This is a genomic window from Lysobacter sp. 05T417, from assembly GCF_056396405.1.
This window is the reverse complement of record NZ_JBFTLK010000002.1, coordinates 133,139-151,171: the sequence shown is the minus strand read 5'-3', so window position 1 is coordinate 151,171 and position 18,033 is coordinate 133,139. Positions and strand designations below refer to the sequence as shown.

The following is an 18,033-nucleotide window of genomic DNA, read 5'->3' as shown; positions in this document are numbered from 1 at the left end:
AGGCCCGTTTGGCCACGGCGTCATTGTTGGTATCGGGGGCGTAAAGCCTCTATTCCGCGTCCGGGGACGGGCGTAAATTCGCCGTAAACAATCGCGATCAGCCCAGCAGTTTCTCCACCACCACCCGCGGCTGCTTCATCCACGCGTAGTGGTCCGCGGGCGCACCCAGCGTGGTGGCATCGAGCACGTCGACCTGTGCAGGCGAGTGCCGCAGCTTCGACAGCAGGAAGCGCAAGGACGACTCCGGTCCGAGCCAGTCGCTGTCCATCACCACGCCATGGACGTCGATTTCCACCGCGCCCATCAACGCATCCAGGTCGAAGTCGAGCCAGCGCGCGGCATAACGGCCGCTCAGGCCGGTCAGGCTCCAGTCGCGTATCAGCCCGCGCGCTTCCTGGCCGCCGAAACCGATGCGACGACCGGGCAGGGCGCCATTGCGATCGGCCAGCCACGCCAGGAAGCGGTAGACGAACGGCAGGAACCACTTCGTCCGCAGCGGGAACGCGCGCCAGTACGGCGCGCCGCTGGCGACCAGCCATAACTTCTGAGCGGTCGCCGGCGACAGGCCGAGCCGGCAGCAGGCCAGCTGCCCACCGAGGCTGTGGCCGCCGATGATGCGCGGGACGTCCGGCGCATGCTGTGCAACCAGCGCTTCGCTGGTCGGAATATCGCCGCACAGCAGTTCGCGATACCCCCAGTCGCTGTCGCGGCCGGCGCGCAGGTTGCTGGAACCGCCGCCGCGCCATTCGTGCAGGAACACGGCCACGCCGCGCGCCGCCAGCGCCTCGGCGAAGGGCAGGTAGTGCTTCGATGCCACGCCCAATGCCGGCAGCCACAGCAGGCTCGCCTGCGGGTTGGCGGGAATGCGCGCCAGCAACGTCCAGCGATGGCCGTCCTCGGCCCGGGCGTCGATTTCGATCGGTTGCGCGGCGATGGATTCATTCATGGCGGGCGGCACCGAAATGGTCGAGCACGAGGATGTCGCTGTTGCCGGGGCGATAGCCACGCAGCAGGGCCCGGTGGACGTACTCGGCCGCCGCGGCGCAGCTTTCGCCCAGGTCGTGCCCGAGGCACAGGTTGGCGGCGACCGCCGAGGCCAGCGTGCAGCCGGTGCCGTGCGCTTCCAGTTGCAGGCGCGGATGGGCCATTGAGCGCACCGCGCCATCACCGCCGGAATACAGATCGATCACGTCGCCATTGCCGGGCAGATGGCCGCCCTTGAGCAGCACCGCGCGGGCGCCCAGGCGCTGCAGTTGCTCGATGGCCGCGTGCATTGCCGCGACGTCGTCGATTGGTTGGCCGAGCAGCAGTTCCGCCTCGGGCAGATTCGGCGTGATCAGCGAGGCCAACGGGATCAGCCGGGTTCGCAGCGCGTCCAGCGCGCTGGTCTCCAGCAGTCGCGCGCCGGAGGTCGACACCATCACCGGGTCGAGCACGACCTGCGCGGGCCGGTAGTGTTCGAGTGCATCGGCCACCGCGTCGATCACCCTGGCATTGGCGAGCATGCCCAGCTTGACCGCGCCGATGGCGAAATCGTCGAAGCAGGCATCGATCTGCGCGCGCAGGAAGCCGGTGTCGGGGACCTCGACCGCGGTGACGCCACGCGTGTGCTGCGCGGTCAGCGCGGCGATCGCGCTGAGCCCGTGCACGCGATGGGCAGCGAAGGTCTTCAGGTCGGCCTGGATGCCGGCGCCGCCGCCGGAATCGGAGCCGGCGATGGTCAGGGCGCAGAGGGGGCGGGAAGCGGAGTTCATGCCGACAGTGTGCCTGTCCGCATGTGTTCGACGCGATCCCCCTCTCCTGACCGCTTCGCGGCCTGTCCCTCTCCCGCAAGGGGAGAGGGGGCCTTCCGCTATGCCGTCAGAGCACTTCCGACGCGTAGTCCGCCAGTCGTGACCGCTCGCCGCGACGCAGGGTGATGTGCGCGCTGTGGTCCCAGTTCTTGAAGCGATCCACCGCGTAGGTCAGGCCGGACGTGGTCTCGGTGAGGTAGGGCGTGTCGATCTGCTCGACGTTGCCCAGGCAGACGATCTTGGTGCCGGGGCCGGCACGGGTGATCAGCGTCTTCATCTGCTTGGGCGTGAGGTTCTGCGCCTCGTCGAGGATCAGCCAGCGGCTGAGGAACGTGCGGCCGCGCATGAAGTTCATCGAGCGGATCTTGATGCGGCTGGCGAGCAGGTCGTTGGTCGCCGCGCGGCCCCAGCTGCCGCCGTCCTGGTTGTGGGTCAGCACTTCCAGGTTGTCGGTCAGCGCGCCCATCCACGGCGTCATCTTTTCCTCTTCGGTGCCGGGCAGGAAGCCGATGTCCTCGCCGACGCTGACCGTGGCGCGGGTCATGATGATCTCGCGGTAGCGCTGCTGGTCCATCGTCTGCGCCAGGCCCGCCGCCAGTGCCAGCAGCGTCTTGCCGGTGCCGGCGGTGCCGAGCAGGGTGACGAAGTCGATCTCGGGGTCCATCAGCGCATTGAGGGCGAAGTTCTGCTCGCGGTTGCGCGCGGTGATGCCCCACACCGCATGCTGGCTGTGACGGAAGTCGTCGACGATCTGCAGCACGACCTTGCTGTCGGTCAGGCGCGCGACCTTCATCTGCGACTCGTCGTCGCCGGGCAGGTACAGGAACTGGTTCGGATGCCAGTTGTCGTCCTCGGGGTTGTCGCGGTTGCGCGAGATCTCGTAGAAGGTGCGGCCCTTCTCGGTCCACGAGCGCAGGTCCTTGCCGAAGCGCTGCCAGAAGTCTTCCGGCAGCGCGGTGGCGCCGGTGTAGAGCAGGCTGAAATCGTCGAGGGCGCGGTCGTTCTCGTAGTCTTCCGACACGATCCCGGCGATCGAGGCCTTGATGCGCAGGTTGATGTCCTTGGACACGAACACCACCGGCACGCCGGGGTCGCTCTCTTTCAGCGACAGGATCGAGCCGAGGATGTGGTTGTCCGGGATCACCGCGCCGAAGCGCTTGCCCGAATCGAAGTCGCGGGTCTGGAAACGCAGCTTGCCGATGCTCTGCTCGCCGCGCAGCTGCAGGCCCTGCGGACGGCTGAGGGTGATGCCGGAGGAGATCTTGTCGGTGCCTTCGGCCTGGATCAGCTCGTTGAGGAAGCGGCTGACCTGGCGGGCGTTGCGACTGGCTTCGGAGGTGCCTTTTTTGGCGTTGTCGAGCTCCTCGATGACCTGCATCGGCAGGAAGACATCGTGTTCCTCGAACTTGAACAGCGCGGTCGGGTCGTGCATGAGCACATTGGTGTCGAGCACGTAGATCCGCTTGCTTCTGGTCATCGAATGCTCCGATGCGGGTTGAACATGGTGAACGGCCGGGTGGATCGATATGGCGTGGAGCGGTGAAGCGTTGCAGACCTCGGACACGGCGACGCTGCCGTGGCCCGCGGGGCGGGACGGCAGCGTGGGTGGAGGGCGGAGGGGGTCACTGCGTTGCGGCAGCCTTGAGTGCGTCGAGGACGGCTTGGGCATGGCCGGGAACTTTCACCGGTCGCCATGACTGGGCGATGACGCCGTTGGGGTCGGCAGTGAAATCAATCAGGAACGTGCTGCGCTCGATGCCCAGCACCTTGCGCCCGTACATGTTCTTGAGCTTGATCACGCCGAAGGCGTTGCACAGGGTTTCGTCGGGGTCGCTGACCAGGTCGAACTTGAACCCCTGTTTCGCGCAGAAGTTCTGGTGCGAGCGGATCGAGTCGCGGGAGACACCGAGCACCGTCGCGCCAAGCTTCTTGAACCTGGGCAGCAGGGCGTTGAAGTCGATGCCTTCGGTGGTGCAGCCGGGCGTGCTGTCCTTCGGATAGAAGTACAGCACCAGCCACTGGCCGGCGAAGTCCTTCAGATGCGCGGTCTGGCCGCTGGACAGCGCCAGGGGCAGTTCGGAGACGTCTTTCGGAATCCTGTCGCCGGTATCGGGCATTTCGCCTTTTCGTTCCATGCTGCTTTGTCGTGACGCTACCACGGAATTCCTAGAACTTCATCGGGTCCATGATGGCGTCGAGATTGAGGTGGTCGCAGAACTCGAGGAAGTCGTCGCGCAGGGCCGCGATGTGCATGCTCGAGGGCACGCCAATGGTGATCTGCGCCGAGAACATCTCCGCGCCGGTCTGCATGGCGCGGTAGCGCGAGCTGTGCAGGCTTTCGATGGTGATGCCCTGGCGGTCGAAGAAGTCGGCCAGCTGGAACAGGATCCCGGCCTTGTCGGCGGCCACGACCTCGACCACGTATGGCAGCAGGTTGGACTGCACCTGCTTGGCGCCGGTGCGGTACCAGACCAGCTTGAGGCCTTCCTCGCGCTCCAGCCGGGTCAGCATGGCCTCCAGCTTGGCCACCGCGTCCCAGGAACCCACGGCCAGCACGGTCACCGAGACGTCGCGGCCGACCGTGGCCAGGCGCGCATCGACCAGGTTGCAGCCGGAATCGGCGATCCGGCGAGTCACCGACAACAGCGGCGTCTCCGGATGCGTCGTGTAGGCGTTGATCAGGAGGTGGTTTTCGTTCGGCGACGGCCGGGCAGCGGAATCGGTCAAGGCGGCGCCTGCTTGGGGAGCAACGTGCTCAGATACTGAATGGCGGCCCGTGAGCGGGCTGTGGTTGCCGGGCAGCATACTTGCCCGCGCTTTCGGCCCGCAAGTAACATCCCGTGCGATCATCCCGGCCGATCAGGGCATCCGATCGGCCAGCCCCGCCAATGGCTGGACGCGGTCCGGATGGCGGCCAGGCCATTGATCCAGGGCCCGCACATGGCGTGCGGGGTTCAACGCAACACGTGCACCGAGTACTTCCAACTTGCGACTTTCCGGCAGCATCACCGCGCTGGCGACGCCTTTCACCGCGTCCGGCGAAATCGACTTCGACGCCTGGCAGCGATTGCTCGACCAGCAGCTCGAGGGCGGCACCCAGGGCATCGTCGTCGCCGGTTCCACCGGCGAGGCGGCGGCGTTGTTCGACGCCGAATACGACGCATTGCTGCGCAGCGCGGTCGAGCGCGTCGCCGGCGCGATCCCGGTCCTGGCCGGTACCGGCCTGTCCAATACCGCCAAAACCATCGAGCTGACCCGCCGCGTCGCCGCGCTGGGCGCCGACGCCGCGCTGGTCGTGACGCCGCCGTACGTGCGTCCGACCCAAGCCGGCCTGGTCGCCCACTACCGCGCCATTGCCGACGACGACGCACTGCCGCTCGTGCTCTACAACGTGCCGGGCCGCACCGGCGGCGACCTGCTGCCGGAGTCGGTGGCGGAGCTGGCGCCGCACGCGAACATCATCGGCATCAAGGAAGCGCGCAGCGAACGCGAGCGCATGGCGGCACTGCTTGCGTTCAAGGGCGAAGGCTTCGCCGTGCTCAGCGGCGACGACCCGACCGCGTGCCGCGCCATGCTGGCCGGCGCCGATGGCGTGATCTCGGTCGCCTCCAACGTGCTTCCGCGCGCATTCCGTCGCCTCGCCGACCTGGCCCGTGGCGGTCGCCATGACGAAGCCCAGGCACTGGATGCGCGCATGCTCGCCGCCTACGACTTCCTCGGTGTCGAGCCCAATCCCATTCCCGTGAAAGCGCTGCTGCAGCGCCAGGGCATCGGCCACGGCCTGCGCCTTCCGCTGCTGCCGCTTTCGCCCACCCATGCCGCCTCCACCGCGACGATCGATGCGCTCGTCCGCGAACTCGAACACGCCTGCCGCGATTCCCTCGCGGCCTGACCCTGCAGGAGATTTACATGCTTTCCAATCGTTCGATGTCCCGCGCCGCCGTCGCCGCCCTGGTGCTGGTCGGTGTTGCCGCCGGTTCCGGCTGCAGCTGGTTCCGCAAGGGCAATGACCTGTACGCGCAGGCGCCGGAAATGCGCCCGCTGGAAGTGCCGCCGGACCTCGACGCGCCGCGCACCGACACCGCCGTCAACGTGCCGACGCCTGCCACGGCGCTGGGCAACAAGAACGCCGGCGTGGGCTTCACCGTACCCGGCACGCGCGACGACGTGTTCGCCAAGGTCGGTACCGCGCTGGGCGCCGTCGAAGGCGTGACCATCACCAGCAGCGCCCAGGCCATGGGCGTCTACGACGTCAACTACGAAGGCAGCAACTTCCTCGTGCGCGTGGCCGGTGCCGATGTCGGCGCCTATGTCGCCGCAGTCGACCCGCGCGGCGTGCCGGCCACGGGCGACGCCCCGAAGAAGCTGATCGAGACCCTGCGCACGGCCATGGTCGGCCGCTGAGTCAGGCTTGGCGTCAACAAAAAACGGGCGCCACTGGCGCCCGTTTTTCCATGTCCTGGCGGCGGCCCGCAGCCCCGCAGATTCCCGCAACGCCCCGCCTCAGCGCTCCAGCAGATCCAGCTTCCCCGGCTTGCCTTCCCAGTCCTTGGCATCGGCCAGGCCGTCCTTGCGCGTGGTGATCACCGGCCAGGCCTTGGCCAGCTCGGCGTTGAGCGCGACAAATGCCTCCTGGCCGGCCGGCACATCGTCCTCGGGATAGATCGCATTGATCGGGCATTCCGGCTCGCACAGGGTGCAGTCGATGCACTCGTCCGGGTCGATCACCAGGAAGTTCGGGCCCTCATGGAAGCAGTCGACCGGGCACACCTCGACGCAGTCGGTGTACTTGCACTTGATGCAGTTCTCGGTGACGACGAAGGGCATGGCGATGATTCCGTGAAAATGAAGGCCCCAGGCCGGGGGTTGCGCAATCCCCGGCCCGGCGGACGACGCCTCTCCGACAGCCAAAGCGCCAGCCAAAGCGCCGCCCAAAGCTCCGCTCAAAGCGCCGCCCAACGCCCAAAGCCGCCCAAAGAAAAAGCCCGCGCATCGCTGCGCGGGCTTTCGGAATTGGTACACCCTACGGGATTCGAACCCGTGTTGATGCCTTGAGAGGGCACCGTCCTAGGCCTCTAGACGAAGGGTGCAGGTAAAACGGGCTGTGGAACGGTAACCCCCACGCCAGGCTCTCAACGCAGCGCGGCTTGCTAGTATATGCGGCGCCGCTGCCCCGGGCAATGGCCTCCCACACCTAAAATGGACTGCGGCAACGCCCGCTCGATGGAATCCGACAACCAAATCCAACTCAGGCTGCAAACCATTCCGCGCGACCAGCACAACGTCTCGCGCCGGGATATCAGCCCCAATGCCCTGCGCGTGCTGTATCGCCTGCGCGAAGGCGGCTTCGATGCCTACCTCGTCGGCGGCGCCGTCCGCGACCTTCTGATCGGCGGCCACCCCAAGGATTTCGACGTTGCCACCAACGCGACCCCGGAAGAGGTCAAGGGCCTGTTCCGCAACTGCCGCCTGATTGGCCGACGCTTCCGCCTGGCGCATGTGGTCTACGGCCGCGAGATCATCGAAGTGGCGACGTTCCGCGCCAACACCGATGACGGCAGCGGCGACCGTGAACTGCACGAAGGCGGGCGCCTGCTGCGCGACAACGTCTACGGCACCATCGAGGACGACGCCGTCCGCCGCGACTTCACCGCCAACGCGCTGTACTACGCCATCGAGGACTTCTCGGTGCGCGATTACGTCGGTGGCTTCGAGGACGTGCGCAACCGCCTGATGCGCCTGATCGGCGACCCCGAGACACGCTATCGCGAAGACCCTGTGCGGATGCTGCGCGCGGTGCGCCTGGCGGCCAAACTCGACTTCGAGATCGAACCGGCCACGGCCGCGCCGATTCCGGTTCTGGCGCCGCTGCTGCGCGAGTCCGCACCGGCGCGACTGTTCGAGGAATGCCTGAAGATGTTCCTGTCGGGCAATGCGGTGAAGAGTTTCCTCGGCCTGGAGCGCCACGGCCTGCTTCCGGCGCTGCTGCCGGAGACCGCCGCCGCACTGAAGTCCAACCGCAGCGGCGCGTTGCGCAAGATGGTGCTGGAAGGCCTGAAGAACACCGATGCGCGCGTCGCCAACGACGAACCGGTCTCGCCCGCGTTCCTGTTCGCGCTGCTTTTGTGGCCGGCCTATTGCCGCGCCCTGATGGCATTGCAGGCGCAGGGCGTGCACACCGCCGAGGCGCAGCGCCGCGCGGCCGACCGCGTTACCGTGCACCAGCTCGAGACCATCGCGTTGCCGCGTCGCTTCTCGCTGCCGATGCAGGAGATCTGGCTGCTGCAGTCGCGCTTCTCGATGCGCCAGCGCAAGCGCGTGTTCCGCACCCTTGCGCACCCGCGTTTCCGCGCCGCGTTCGACTTCCTTGGCCTGCGCCTGACCGCGTCGGACGAGCATGCCGACGACGTCGCCTTCTGGCGCGAGGCGCAGGAGAACCCGGGCGACGCCGTGGCAATCGCAGAGCTTGAAACCGAACGCGCCGCCCAGGCCGATGACGAGGATGCGCCGCGCAAGCGTCGCCGCCGTCGCCGCAAGCCTGCCGCCAGCGCCGAATGAGGCGGGCAGGTTCGAACGCCCGGCAATGAGTCAATGAGCGTGATCGCATTCGTCGGCCTGGGCAGCAACCTGGGCGACAGCGCCGCGTGCCTGCGCGCGGCCCTGGTCGCGCTGGGCACGATCGACGCCACCCGCGTGGTGGAGGCCTCGCGTCTCTACCGCACGCCGGCATGGGGCGTGACCGCGCAACCGGATTTCCTCAACGCCGTGGCGATGCTGGAAACCGCGCGCACGCCGCAGCAGCTGCTGGCCGAGCTGCTCGCGATCGAGCGCGAGGCCGGGCGCAACCGCCTGGCCGACGGCAGCGACCGCTGGGGCCCGCGCACGCTCGACCTGGACCTGCTGCTGTACGGCGATGCCGTGGTTGACGAGCCCGGCCTGCGCGTCCCGCACCCGCACCTGCACGAGCGCGCCTTTGCGCTGGTGCCGCTGCTGGAAATCGCAGCCGATGCGGTCATCCCCGGTGTCGGCCCGGCGCGCGATGCGCTGGCGAAGATGGAACCGGGAGAGGTCGAGGCGGTAACGTATGCGGATTCCGACCGCGATCGCCTGTAGCCGCCCCCCCTGGCCGGCTACAGCCCGCACCCATAACCCGCGCGACAACTGGTACCCCACGCCATGTACAGCGGAACCCCCAACAACAAGCCCTGGACCGTGCCGGCCCTGGCCGACGCCAAGCGCGACGGCCGCCGGCTGGTGATGCTGACCTGCTACGACGCCGGTTTCGCCCGCACCATGGACGCCGCCGGCGTCGACCTGGTGCTGGTCGGCGATTCGCTCGGCATGGTCGTGCAGGGCCACGGCAGCACGCTGCCGGTGACCACGGACGACATCGTCTACCACACCGCCTGCGTCGCCCGCGGCCTCGAAAAGGCGCTGCTGATCGCCGACCTGCCGTTCCAGGCCGACGCCACGCCCGAGCGCGCGCTCGACGCCTCGATGCGGTTCCTTCAGGCCGGCGCGGCGATGGTCAAGCTGGAGGGCGCCGGGCACAAGCTCGACGTCATCCGCTTCCTGGTCGAGCGCGAGATCCCGGTCTGCGCGCACCTGGGCCTGACCCCGCAATCGGTGCTGCGCCTGGGCGGCTACAAGGTCCAGGGCCGCGACGAGGCTGCCGCCGCGCGCCTGCGCGCCGACGCGCGCGCCGTGGCCGAAGCCGGCGCCAGCCTGCTGGTGCTCGAGTGCGTGCCGACGCCGGTCGCCGCGGCGATCACCGCCGACCTGTCCATTCCCACCATCGGCATTGGCGCCGGCCCGCAATGCGATGGCCAGGTGCTGGTGCTGCACGATCTGCTTGGCGTGAACTCCGGCCATCGCCGGCCGCGCTTCGTCAAGGATTTCCTCGCCGAGGGCGGCTCGGTAGCGGGCGCTGTCCAATCATTCGCCCAGGCCGTTCGCGACGGCAGCTTCCCGGATGCTGAACACTCCTATGCCTGACCGCCGCACCCCTGTTACCGCTGGCGCGCACTCCGCAAACCTCCGCAAGAAGGCCACGATCGAGACCATCACCGGGCTGGCCGCGCTGCGCGCGCGGGTGGCGCAGTGGCGCCGCGACGGCCTGCGCGTGGCCCTGGTGCCGACCATGGGCAACCTGCACGAAGGCCACTTCTCGCTGATCAGGCTGGCGCGCAGCCACGCCGACCGCGTGGTCGCCAGCGTTTTCGTCAACCCGACCCAGTTCGGCCCGAACGAGGATTTCGCCCAGTACCCGCGCACGCCCGAGGCCGATGCGCTGGGCCTGGGCGCTGCAGGTTGCGATGCGATGTGGTTGCCAACGGTAGAGACGATGTACCCCTACGGCGCCGAGGCGACCGTGCGCGTGCAGGTGCCCGGCATCACCACGACGCTGGAAGGCGCGTTCCGCCCGGGACACTTCGATGGCGTCGCCACCGTGGTCGCGCGCCTGTTCAACCAGGTCCAGCCGGACGTGGCCGTGTTCGGACGCAAGGACTATCAGCAGCTGGCGGTGATCCGCTACATGGTCCGCGACCTGGCGTTCGCGATCGAACTGGTGGGCGCCGACATCGTCCGCGAGGACAACGGCCTGGCGATGAGTTCGCGCAACCAGTACCTGTCGGCGGAAGAGCGCGTGCAGGCGGCGGCGATCCATCGCTGCCTGCAGGCGATGCGCGACGCCGTCGCCACCGGCACGCCGCGTGCGACCGTCGAGGCCGAGGCCAGCCAGCGCCTGCAGGCGGACGGTTTCGTCCCTGACTACGCCGTGGTGCGACGCCCGGACCTGAGCGAGCCGGCGGACGGCGAGGACGGCCCGCGTGTGGCCCTTGTCGCAGCACGGCTGGGCCGGACGCGGCTGATCGACAATCTGGAGTGGTGAAGCGGGAGTGGTGAGGCGGGAGTGGGGAAGGAACGGCGGGGGCTCTTTGGAGGCTCCGCTGCTGGAACGGAGCGTTCCCGTTTCCCGGTCCACATTCCCGATTCCCGCGAAGCCAAGGAGATGTTGCACTGCGCCATGCGCTGCTAGACTTGTGGCCTGACGCGTCCGCATGCCCGCGGCCGGAGCCACACACATGCAACTGAACGTACTCAAGGCCAAGATCCACCGCGCCACCGTGACCCACGCCGAGCTTCACTACGAAGGTTCGTGCGCGATCGACGGGCGCCTGCTCGACATCTCGGGTATCCGCGAGTACGAGCAGATCCACATCTACAACGTCAACAACGGCCAGCGCTTCGTCACCTACGCCATCCGCGGCGAAGAGGGCAGCGGCGTGATCTCGGTCAACGGTGCCGCCGCCCACTGCGCGCAGCCCGGCGACCTGGTGATCATCTGCGCCTACGGCGTCTGTGACGAGGCCGAGGCGGCCAAGTACAAGCCGACCCTGGTCTACGTCGACCGCCACAACGCGCTGACGCACACCAACCGTTCGATGCCGGCACAGGCAGCCTGACCTGCCCATGGATGCCGATGCCCGTCTGAGCCGCCTTCGCGCCCAGGCAGGGCGCGTCATCCAGACCCCGCTGAAGGACCTCGTCGCCGCCGATCCGGCGCGCGCGCAGGACTTCGTCGTCCGCGTCGGTCCGGTCTACGCCAATTTCGCCCGCCAGCACTACGACCGCGATGCCCTGGCGTCGCTGTTCGAACTGGCCGAGCAGGCCGGCGTGCGGCAGAAGCTGCGCGCCCTGTTCGACGGCGAGAAGATCAACCTGACCGAAGGCCGCAGCGTGCTGCACACCGCGCTGCGCGGCGACGTCTCGTCGGCGCCGGTGGCCCGCGCCGCGCACGTGCAGGCACTGGAGGCGCGCGCCCGCATGCGTGCGCTGGTCGATTCGCTTGCAGCCAGCGATGTCACCGACATCGTCAGCGTCGGCATTGGCGGTTCCGATCTTGGCCCGCGCCTGGCGGTCGATGCGCTCACGGGCGCCAGGCCGGGGCGCTTGCGCGTCCACTTCCTTTCCAACGTCGACGGCCACGCCGCGCAACGCGTGCTGGCTGGCCTGGACCCGCGGCGCACCGCCGCGGTGCTGATCTCCAAGACATTCGGTACCCAGGAGACGATGCTCAACGGCGCGATCCTGCGCGACTGGCTCGGCGGCACCGAGCGCCTGTACGCCGTCTCGGCGAACGTCGACCGCGCCGCCGAAGCGTTTGCCATTCCGCCCGAACGCATCCTGCCGATGTGGGACTGGGTGGGCGGTCGTTATTCGCTGTGGTCCGCCGTCGGTTTCCCGATCGCGCTGGCGATCGGCATGGACGCGTTCGAGGCGATGCTCGATGGCGCCTCGCAGATGGACGCGCACGTGCTGAACACGCCGCTGCCGCAGAACCTGGCGGCATGGCACGCACTCACGGCGATCTGGAACCGCAATGGCCTGGGCTATTCCACCCAGGCCGTGCTGGCCTACGACGAGCGCCTGAAGCTGCTGTCCAATTACCTCCAGCAATTGGTGATGGAAAGCCTGGGCAAATCGGTACGCACCGACGGCTCGGCGGTCAGCGTCGACACCGTGCCGGTGTGGTGGGGCGGCGCCGGCACCGACACCCAGCACAGCTTTTTCCAGGCGCTGCACCAGGGCACCTCGATCGTGCCTGCGGACTTCATCGGCGTGGTCCATTCCGATGCGCCGTATCCGGACAACCACCGCGCGCTGCAGGCCAACCTGCTGGCGCAGACCGAAGCCTTCGCCAACGGCCAGGCCAGCGACGATCCGCACCGCGCCTATGCCGGTGGCCGTCCCAGCACGATGATCCTGCTCGATGCGCTGACGCCGCAGTCGTTCGGTGCGCTGCTGGCGCTGTACGAGCACAGCGTGTACCTGCAGTCGGTGATCTGGGGCATCAACGCCTTCGATCAGTTCGGCGTGGAGCTGGGCAAGCAGGTCGCGAGCCGCTTGCTGCCGGCGCTGGCGGGAGACGCGCGGGCGGATGATCCGGTCACGCGGGAATTGCTGGCGCAGCTGCGCTGAGTGTCCTTCGACTTCGGCGCTGCGCGCCTACGCTCAGGACGAACGGTAAGTAATATCCACGCTCAGGACGAACGGTAAGAAGTATCCACGCTCAGGACGAACGGTAAGAAGTATCCACGCTCAGGACGAACGGTGAGAAGTATCCCCGTTCGCCATGAGGGTAGTGATGACGGGTTCCCCGTACGAGCGGCGGGTTGTATCCCCGTTCGCCCTGAGCGTAGCTCCGCAGGAGCGGAGTCGAAGGGTGATCGGGCCGACACACTCTCAGGCGGCGTGATGCCGCCGCAGCGCCCACTCGATATGCTCGCGCACCATCGGACTGGCTGAGTCGCGCCGCGCCTTCAGCGCCGCGATCACCTCGGGGCTGGTGCGCGCGTTGCCCAGCGCCACCGCGATATTGCGCAACCAGCGCTCATGCCCGCTGCGGCGGATCGCGGTGCCTTCGGTGCGCTGCAGGAATTCGCCTTCGTCCCAGGAAAACAACTGCACCAGCGTTGCCTTGTCGAGATCGTTGCGGGCGCGGAAATCGGCTTCGTCGGTGCGCTGGGCGAACTTGTTCCAGGGGCAGATCAACTGGCAGTCATCGCAGCCGAAGATGCGGTTGCCGATCGGAGGGCGCAGTTCCTCGGGAATCGCGCCTTCATGCTCGATCGTCAGATAGGCGATGCAGCGGCGCGCATCCAGCCGGTACGGCGCGATGATCGCCTGGGTCGGGCAGATGTCGATGCACTTGCGGCAGGTGCCGCAGTGCGCGCTCGCCGGCAGGTCGATCGGCAGCGGCAGGTCGACGTAGATCTCGCCGAGGAAGAAGAACGAGCCACCGTCCTTGTCGATCAGGCAGGTGTGCTTGCCGATCCAGCCCAGGCCGGCGTTGCGGGCGAGCGCTCGCTCGAGCACGGGCGCGGAGTCGACGAAGACGCGGTGGCCGAACGGCCCGACCTCCTCGGCGATGCGGTCGGCCAGGCGTTGCAGGCGCTGGCGCATCAGCTTGTGGTAGTCGCGCCCCAGCGCATAGCGGGCGACGTAGGCGCGCTCGCTGTCGTCCAGCGTGGCCCAGGCTTCGTCGCTGTCGCGGCCGTAGTCGAGGCCAACCGAAATCACCCGCACAGTACCCGGGTGCAGTTCGTCCGGACGCGCGCGCAGCTCGCCGTGGCGCGCCATCCAGTCCATCGAGCCGTACAGGCCCTGCGCCAGCCAGTCGCGCAGGTGCGCTTCGTCCTGGGCCAGTTCGATGTCGGTGATGCCGCAGCGCTGGAAGCCGAACTCGCTCGCCAGCAGGCGCACGCGCTGGGCCAGCGCGGCGTAGTCGGGCGTCGCGACGGGCGGGGCGGGCGGCTGGGAGGCAGGGGGGTTCACGATGCACAAGTATAGAATCCCGTGATGCCACACGACGCCGTGCCGCTTTCAGACGCGTTCGCCGCCGACTCGCTCTACGACGCCGCGTCGCTGCGCGTGGTCGAGGCGCGCGCGGCGCAGGCGCTTGGCGAGGGCTTCGGGCTGATGAGTCGTGCCGGCCAGGCGGCCTGGCGCGAGTTGCTGGCGCACTGGCCGCAGGCACAGCGGGTGCTCGTCGCCTGTGGGCCGGGCAACAACGGTGGCGACGGATACGTGCTGGCGCGGCATGCACGCCAGGCCGGGCGCCAGGTCGTGGTGGTGCACCTGCCCGGGCACGAACCGCGCAGCGAGCTGGCGCGACGCGCGGCCCAGGACTACTTCGCAGTCGGCGGCGCAGTCGAACGGTTCGAAGGCTCGCTGCCGCCGGCCGATGTGATCGTCGATGCGGTGTTCGGCATCGGCCTTTCGCGCGAACCGGACCAGGCCGCGCAGGCGCTGATCGCGCAGATCAACGCGTACCATGCACCGGTGCTGGCGCTCGATGTGGCCAGCGGCGTCGACGCCGACCGCGGTTGCGTGATGGGCGCGGCCGTCATTGCCACGCGCACGATCGAGTTCATCGCCGGCAAGGCAGGCCTGCGCACCGGCGCGGCGCTCGATCACGCCGGCGTGCTGTCGCTGGCAAATCTGGACATTCCACGCGACTGGTTCGATGGCTGCCCGGTGCATGCGCAACGCTTGACGCCGGTCGCGCTCGCGCATTGGCTGGCGCCGCGCCGGCGCGACAGCCACAAGGGCAGCAACGGTCGCGTGCTGTGCATCGGCGGCGAGCTTGGAAGCGGCGGCGCGATCGTGCTGTGCGCGCAGGCGGCATTGCGCAGCGGCGCCGGACTGGTGGAAGTCGCAACGCGCGCGCAGCATGTCGCCGCGCTGCTGGCGCGGCTGCCCGAAGCGATGGTGAACGAGGTCGTCGATGCGCAGTCGCTGCAGCCGGCACTGGACCGCGCCGGCTCCATTGCGCTGGGCCCGGGCCTCGGCCAGAACGAGTGGGGGCGGGGCTTGTACGAGCGCGCCGTCGCCAGCGCGAAACCGCTGCTGCTCGACGCCGATGCCCTCAACCTGCTGGCAACGCATCCGTTCGCGCTGCCGGCCGATACGGTGCTGACGCCGCATCCGGGTGAAGCCGCGCGCCTGCTAGGCATCACCACCGCGCAGGTCCAGCGTGATCGCTTCGCCGCCGCCAAGGCGCTGTGCGAACGCTATGCGTGCGTGGCCGTGCTCAAGGGCGCAGGCACCATTGTCGCGGCCGCGCACGAAACACCGCGCCTGATTGCGGCGGGAAATCCGGGCATGGCAGTCGGCGGCATGGGCGACGTGCTCAGTGGCGTGATCGCCGCGCTGCGCGCGCAAGGGCTTGCTGCGTTCGAAGCGGCGAGCGCGGGTGCGTTGTTGCATGCGGCTGCGGGTGATGCAGCCGCGCACGAAGGCGGCGAACGTGGACTGTTGCCGAGCGACCTGATGCCGTGGCTTCGCCACTTCGTCAATCCGGAGCGTTGATGTGAGTTCAGAAGCGATGAATGAAATCTGGTTGGCCGATGCCGAAGCGACCGACGCACTCGGTGCGCAGCTTGCACGCACGCGCCCAGCCGATGCCGTTGTGCATCTGCACGGTGATCTGGGCGCAGGAAAATCAACGCTCGCTCGCGCGTTGCTGCGCGCACTGGGTGTGCGCGGTGCGATTCGCAGTCCGACGTACACGCTTGTCGAACGCTATCCGCTCGCCGATGGTGGCGAAGCGTGGCATCTCGATCTGTATCGCATCGCCGATGCGGGCGAACTCGAATTCCTCGGTCTCGATGGCGCGGAAGTCCGCTTGTGGCTGGTCGAATGGCCCGAGCGCGGCGTCGGAGCGCTGCCAGCGGCCGACCTGACCGTGGACTTGGCCATGCAGGGGGGCGGGCGACGGGCCCGGCTGCTGGCGGGGACCGCGGCCGGGGAGGCCTGGCTCGGCCGACTGGCCGGGCCGGCCCGGCCGGCCCCGGGGCAGGGAGTTGCGCCCGACTCCTGAACGGTTTTGCAGGAAAGTCCGGCAGGTCATGGATTCGTAAGGGAAAAGTGCTTGCAAATTCGTTGGCGCGGTGGTTGACTACCGGCCATGCGCGTAAAGGCCGCCACCGTCCAGAAGTTTCTGCTCGGCCTAGCGCTGCTCGCCGCCCTCGCCTGGAATCTGGCGCATGCCAGTGAAATCAAAGGCTTGGAACTGAGCGCCGGGGCCACCGGCACCCGAGCCGAGATCGCCCTCGACGGCGCCGGCGAATTCAAGGTCATCAGCCTCAAGGGACCCGACCGCCTGGTCGTGGATCTTCCCGCCTCTTCGCTGGCGCGCGATTTCCACTTGCCCACTGGCGCAGGCGTGGTCAAGTCGGTGCGCACTGGCCAGCCGGCTCCCGGCACTTCGCGCATCGTGTTCGACCTGTCGCAGCCGGTGACGGTCCTCAAGCCGCGCATCGAGCAGGGCGCCAACGGCCCGCGCCTGGTGCTGGAATGGCCGGGCGATGGCGCCGAGCCGATCGAAGGCATCGCCACGGTTGCCGCGCCGACGGCGCCGCCACTGGCGCAGGTGCCGGCTTCGGCCCTCTCGGCCGCCCCGCCGGTAGCGGGCCCCGCGTCCACGCCGTCGGCAACGACGCCGGCGATGGCAAGCGCAGCCACGACACCCCAGCAGACGCCTTCGCCAGGTGAGGTCAGTGCCGCGTCGTCGGAAGCCACGACGCGCCTGATCTCGGCCATTGTCGCCGGTCACGGCGGCACGACGCCAGCGACGGCGCCCGCCACTAGTGCTGCAAAGATTCCCGGATCGACCGCCACCTCGGCGCCGGTGCCGGCTCCGGCCGCCTCGTCCGCCGCGCCGCTGCCGACCACTGTCGCCACCGGCGTGCCGACCCGCATCGCCACCGGCCAGCCGACGCTGATGCCCGGCGCGACGGTTGCTGCTGCGGCTGCGCCGTCCGCAACCCCGTCCGCAACGCCGCCCGCGCCCGCAGAGGCGCCGGTCAAGACCATGAAGGACGTGATGCGTGGCCGCGGCATGCGGCCGCTGGTGATCGCCATCGACGCCGGCCACGGCGGCCAGGACCCTGGCGCGCTCGGCCCGTCGGGCAAGCGCGAAAAGGACGTCACCCTGGCCATCGCCCGCGAGCTGGCGCGGCAGATCAATGCCACGCCGGGCCTGAAGTCGTACCTGGTCCGCGACAGCGACGTGTTCGTGCCGCTGCCGCGGCGCGCGCAGCTGGCGCGCCAGGCCAAGGCCGACATGTTCATCTCGATCCACGCCGATGCCGCCGAGAACCGCGCCGCCAAGGGCTCGTCGGTGTACGTGCTATCGCTCAAGGGCGCGTCCTCGCAGCGTGCGCGCTGGCTGGCCGACAAGGAAAACGCCTCCGACATGATCGGCGGCGTGCGCTTGGAACAGACCAGCAACACCCTGGCTTCGGTGCTGCTGGACCTGACCCAGAGCGGCCACATGAAGGCGTCGGAAGACGCCGCCGGGCACGTCCTGGACGGCCTCAAGCGCGTTGGCAGCAACCACAAGCCCAATATCGAGCGCGCCAACTTCGCCGTGCTGCGGACTTCCGACATGCCGGCGATGCTGGTGGAGACCGCCTTCATCTCCAATCCGGATGAGGAGCGCCGGCTGACCGACCCGGCGCACCAGCGCAACCTCGCGCGCGCCGTGCTCGACGGGGTCAACACCTATTTCACCCGCCAGCCGCCGCCGGGCACGATGTACGCCGCGCGCGCCGATGCGACGTATGTGACCGCCGACGTCGGAGCCGGTGGCGGCAGTCCGTAGGGCCATCAGCAAGGCCGGGCGGGCCGGGCTTTGGGCGAAGAGTGCATCGCGCCCTCGGAACGGGGCCTG

The 18,033-nt window shown here is 68.6% G+C and carries 17 protein-coding genes, 1 tRNA gene and 1 pseudogene; 11 read left to right on the top strand and 8 right to left on the bottom strand.

Annotated elements, in window-relative coordinates; all coding sequences use genetic code 11:
* Positions 1-97 precede the first annotated feature (97 nt).
* The 5 genes from AC1DER_RS04090 to AC1DER_RS04070 form a co-directional block, all read right to left on the bottom strand.
* Positions 98-946 carry an alpha/beta hydrolase family protein gene (locus tag AC1DER_RS04090; protein WP_477247909.1) on the bottom strand — a complete coding sequence of 283 codons (849 nt, stop codon included), beginning with the start codon at positions 944-946 and terminating at the stop codon, positions 98-100.
* A complete protein-coding gene (gene thiD / locus AC1DER_RS04085) occupies positions 939-1,754 on the bottom strand; it encodes a bifunctional hydroxymethylpyrimidine kinase/phosphomethylpyrimidine kinase (RefSeq protein ID WP_477247907.1) in 816 nt (271 codons plus the stop codon). The genes AC1DER_RS04090 and thiD overlap by 8 nt, the downstream gene beginning before the upstream one ends.
* 106 nt (positions 1,755-1,860) lie before the next feature.
* Positions 1,861-3,270, bottom strand: coding sequence for a PhoH family protein (locus AC1DER_RS04080; protein WP_441814805.1), 1,410 nt, complete (start codon positions 3,268-3,270; stop codon positions 1,861-1,863).
* 145 nt (positions 3,271-3,415) lie between these two features.
* The gene (locus AC1DER_RS04075; protein WP_477247934.1) at positions 3,416-3,910 is read right to left on the bottom strand and encodes a peroxiredoxin; all 495 of its coding nucleotides are present in this window, start codon (positions 3,908-3,910) and stop codon (positions 3,416-3,418) included.
* Between the two features lie 49 nt (positions 3,911-3,959).
* Positions 3,960-4,520: a glycine cleavage system transcriptional repressor gene (locus tag AC1DER_RS04070; RefSeq protein ID WP_158730621.1), complete on the bottom strand. Its 561-nt coding sequence runs from the start codon at positions 4,518-4,520 to the stop codon at positions 3,960-3,962.
* A 259-nt stretch (positions 4,521-4,779) separates the two neighbouring features.
* Here AC1DER_RS04070 and dapA point away from each other — a divergent pair, with 259 nt between their 5' ends.
* Positions 4,780-5,685 (top strand): 4-hydroxy-tetrahydrodipicolinate synthase, encoded by a 906-nt coding sequence (gene dapA, locus AC1DER_RS04065; protein WP_477247905.1) that lies wholly within the window; start codon positions 4,780-4,782, stop codon positions 5,683-5,685.
* A gap of 17 nt (positions 5,686-5,702) precedes the next feature.
* The gene (locus tag AC1DER_RS04060; protein ID WP_441814803.1) at positions 5,703-6,197 is read left to right on the top strand and encodes a hypothetical protein; all 495 of its coding nucleotides are present in this window, start codon (positions 5,703-5,705) and stop codon (positions 6,195-6,197) included.
* Between the two features lie 99 nt (positions 6,198-6,296).
* Here the strand turns inward: AC1DER_RS04060 and fdxA are convergent, their stop codons facing one another.
* Positions 6,297-6,620 (bottom strand): ferredoxin FdxA, encoded by a 324-nt coding sequence (gene fdxA, locus AC1DER_RS04055; RefSeq protein WP_441814802.1) that lies wholly within the window; start codon positions 6,618-6,620, stop codon positions 6,297-6,299.
* A gap of 187 nt (positions 6,621-6,807) precedes the next feature.
* Positions 6,808-6,883, bottom strand: a tRNA-Glu gene (locus AC1DER_RS04050).
* A gap of 163 nt (positions 6,884-7,046) precedes the next feature.
* On the opposite strand from AC1DER_RS04050, the pseudogene pcnB reads away from it, so the two are divergent.
* The 6 genes and pseudogenes from pcnB to pgi all read left to right on the top strand — a co-directional run.
* A pseudogene (pcnB, locus tag AC1DER_RS04045) lies at positions 7,047-8,351 on the top strand (polynucleotide adenylyltransferase PcnB); the annotation flags it as partial.
* A gap of 33 nt (positions 8,352-8,384) precedes the next feature.
* On the top strand, positions 8,385-8,906 hold the full coding sequence (gene folK / locus AC1DER_RS04040; RefSeq protein WP_441814801.1) for a 2-amino-4-hydroxy-6-hydroxymethyldihydropteridine diphosphokinase: 522 nt from the start codon (positions 8,385-8,387) through the stop codon (positions 8,904-8,906).
* A 63-nt stretch (positions 8,907-8,969) separates the two neighbouring features.
* Positions 8,970-9,788 (top strand): 3-methyl-2-oxobutanoate hydroxymethyltransferase, encoded by an 819-nt coding sequence (panB, locus tag AC1DER_RS04035; RefSeq protein WP_441814800.1) that lies wholly within the window; start codon positions 8,970-8,972, stop codon positions 9,786-9,788.
* A complete protein-coding gene (gene panC, locus AC1DER_RS04030; protein WP_477246827.1) occupies positions 9,781-10,686 on the top strand; it encodes a pantoate--beta-alanine ligase in 906 nt (301 codons plus the stop codon). The genes panB and panC overlap by 8 nt, the downstream gene beginning before the upstream one ends.
* Before the next feature lie 193 nt (positions 10,687-10,879).
* Complete coding sequence (gene panD / locus AC1DER_RS04025) at positions 10,880-11,260, top strand: aspartate 1-decarboxylase (protein ID WP_158730628.1); 381 nt, start codon at positions 10,880-10,882, stop codon at positions 11,258-11,260.
* 7 nt (positions 11,261-11,267) lie between these two features.
* On the top strand, positions 11,268-12,776 hold the full coding sequence (pgi, locus tag AC1DER_RS04020; protein ID WP_477246824.1) for a glucose-6-phosphate isomerase: 1,509 nt from the start codon (positions 11,268-11,270) through the stop codon (positions 12,774-12,776).
* A gap of 264 nt (positions 12,777-13,040) precedes the next feature.
* Here pgi and queG read toward each other — a convergent pair whose 3' ends face one another.
* The gene (queG, locus tag AC1DER_RS04015) at positions 13,041-14,132 is read right to left on the bottom strand and encodes a tRNA epoxyqueuosine(34) reductase QueG (protein WP_477246822.1); all 1,092 of its coding nucleotides are present in this window, start codon (positions 14,130-14,132) and stop codon (positions 13,041-13,043) included.
* A 24-nt stretch (positions 14,133-14,156) separates the two neighbouring features.
* Between queG and AC1DER_RS04010 the strand changes: the two genes are divergently transcribed.
* From AC1DER_RS04010 to AC1DER_RS04000, 3 genes are all read left to right on the top strand, one after another.
* On the top strand, positions 14,157-15,668 hold the full coding sequence (locus AC1DER_RS04010) for an NAD(P)H-hydrate dehydratase (protein WP_477246820.1): 1,512 nt from the start codon (positions 14,157-14,159) through the stop codon (positions 15,666-15,668).
* A gap of 16 nt (positions 15,669-15,684) precedes the next feature.
* A complete protein-coding gene (tsaE, locus tag AC1DER_RS04005; RefSeq protein WP_477246832.1) occupies positions 15,685-16,179 on the top strand; it encodes a tRNA (adenosine(37)-N6)-threonylcarbamoyltransferase complex ATPase subunit type 1 TsaE in 495 nt (164 codons plus the stop codon).
* An 87-nt stretch (positions 16,180-16,266) separates the two neighbouring features.
* Complete coding sequence (locus AC1DER_RS04000) at positions 16,267-17,964, top strand: N-acetylmuramoyl-L-alanine amidase (RefSeq protein ID WP_477246818.1); 1,698 nt, start codon at positions 16,267-16,269, stop codon at positions 17,962-17,964.
* The last annotated feature ends 69 nt before the right edge of the window (positions 17,965-18,033 follow it).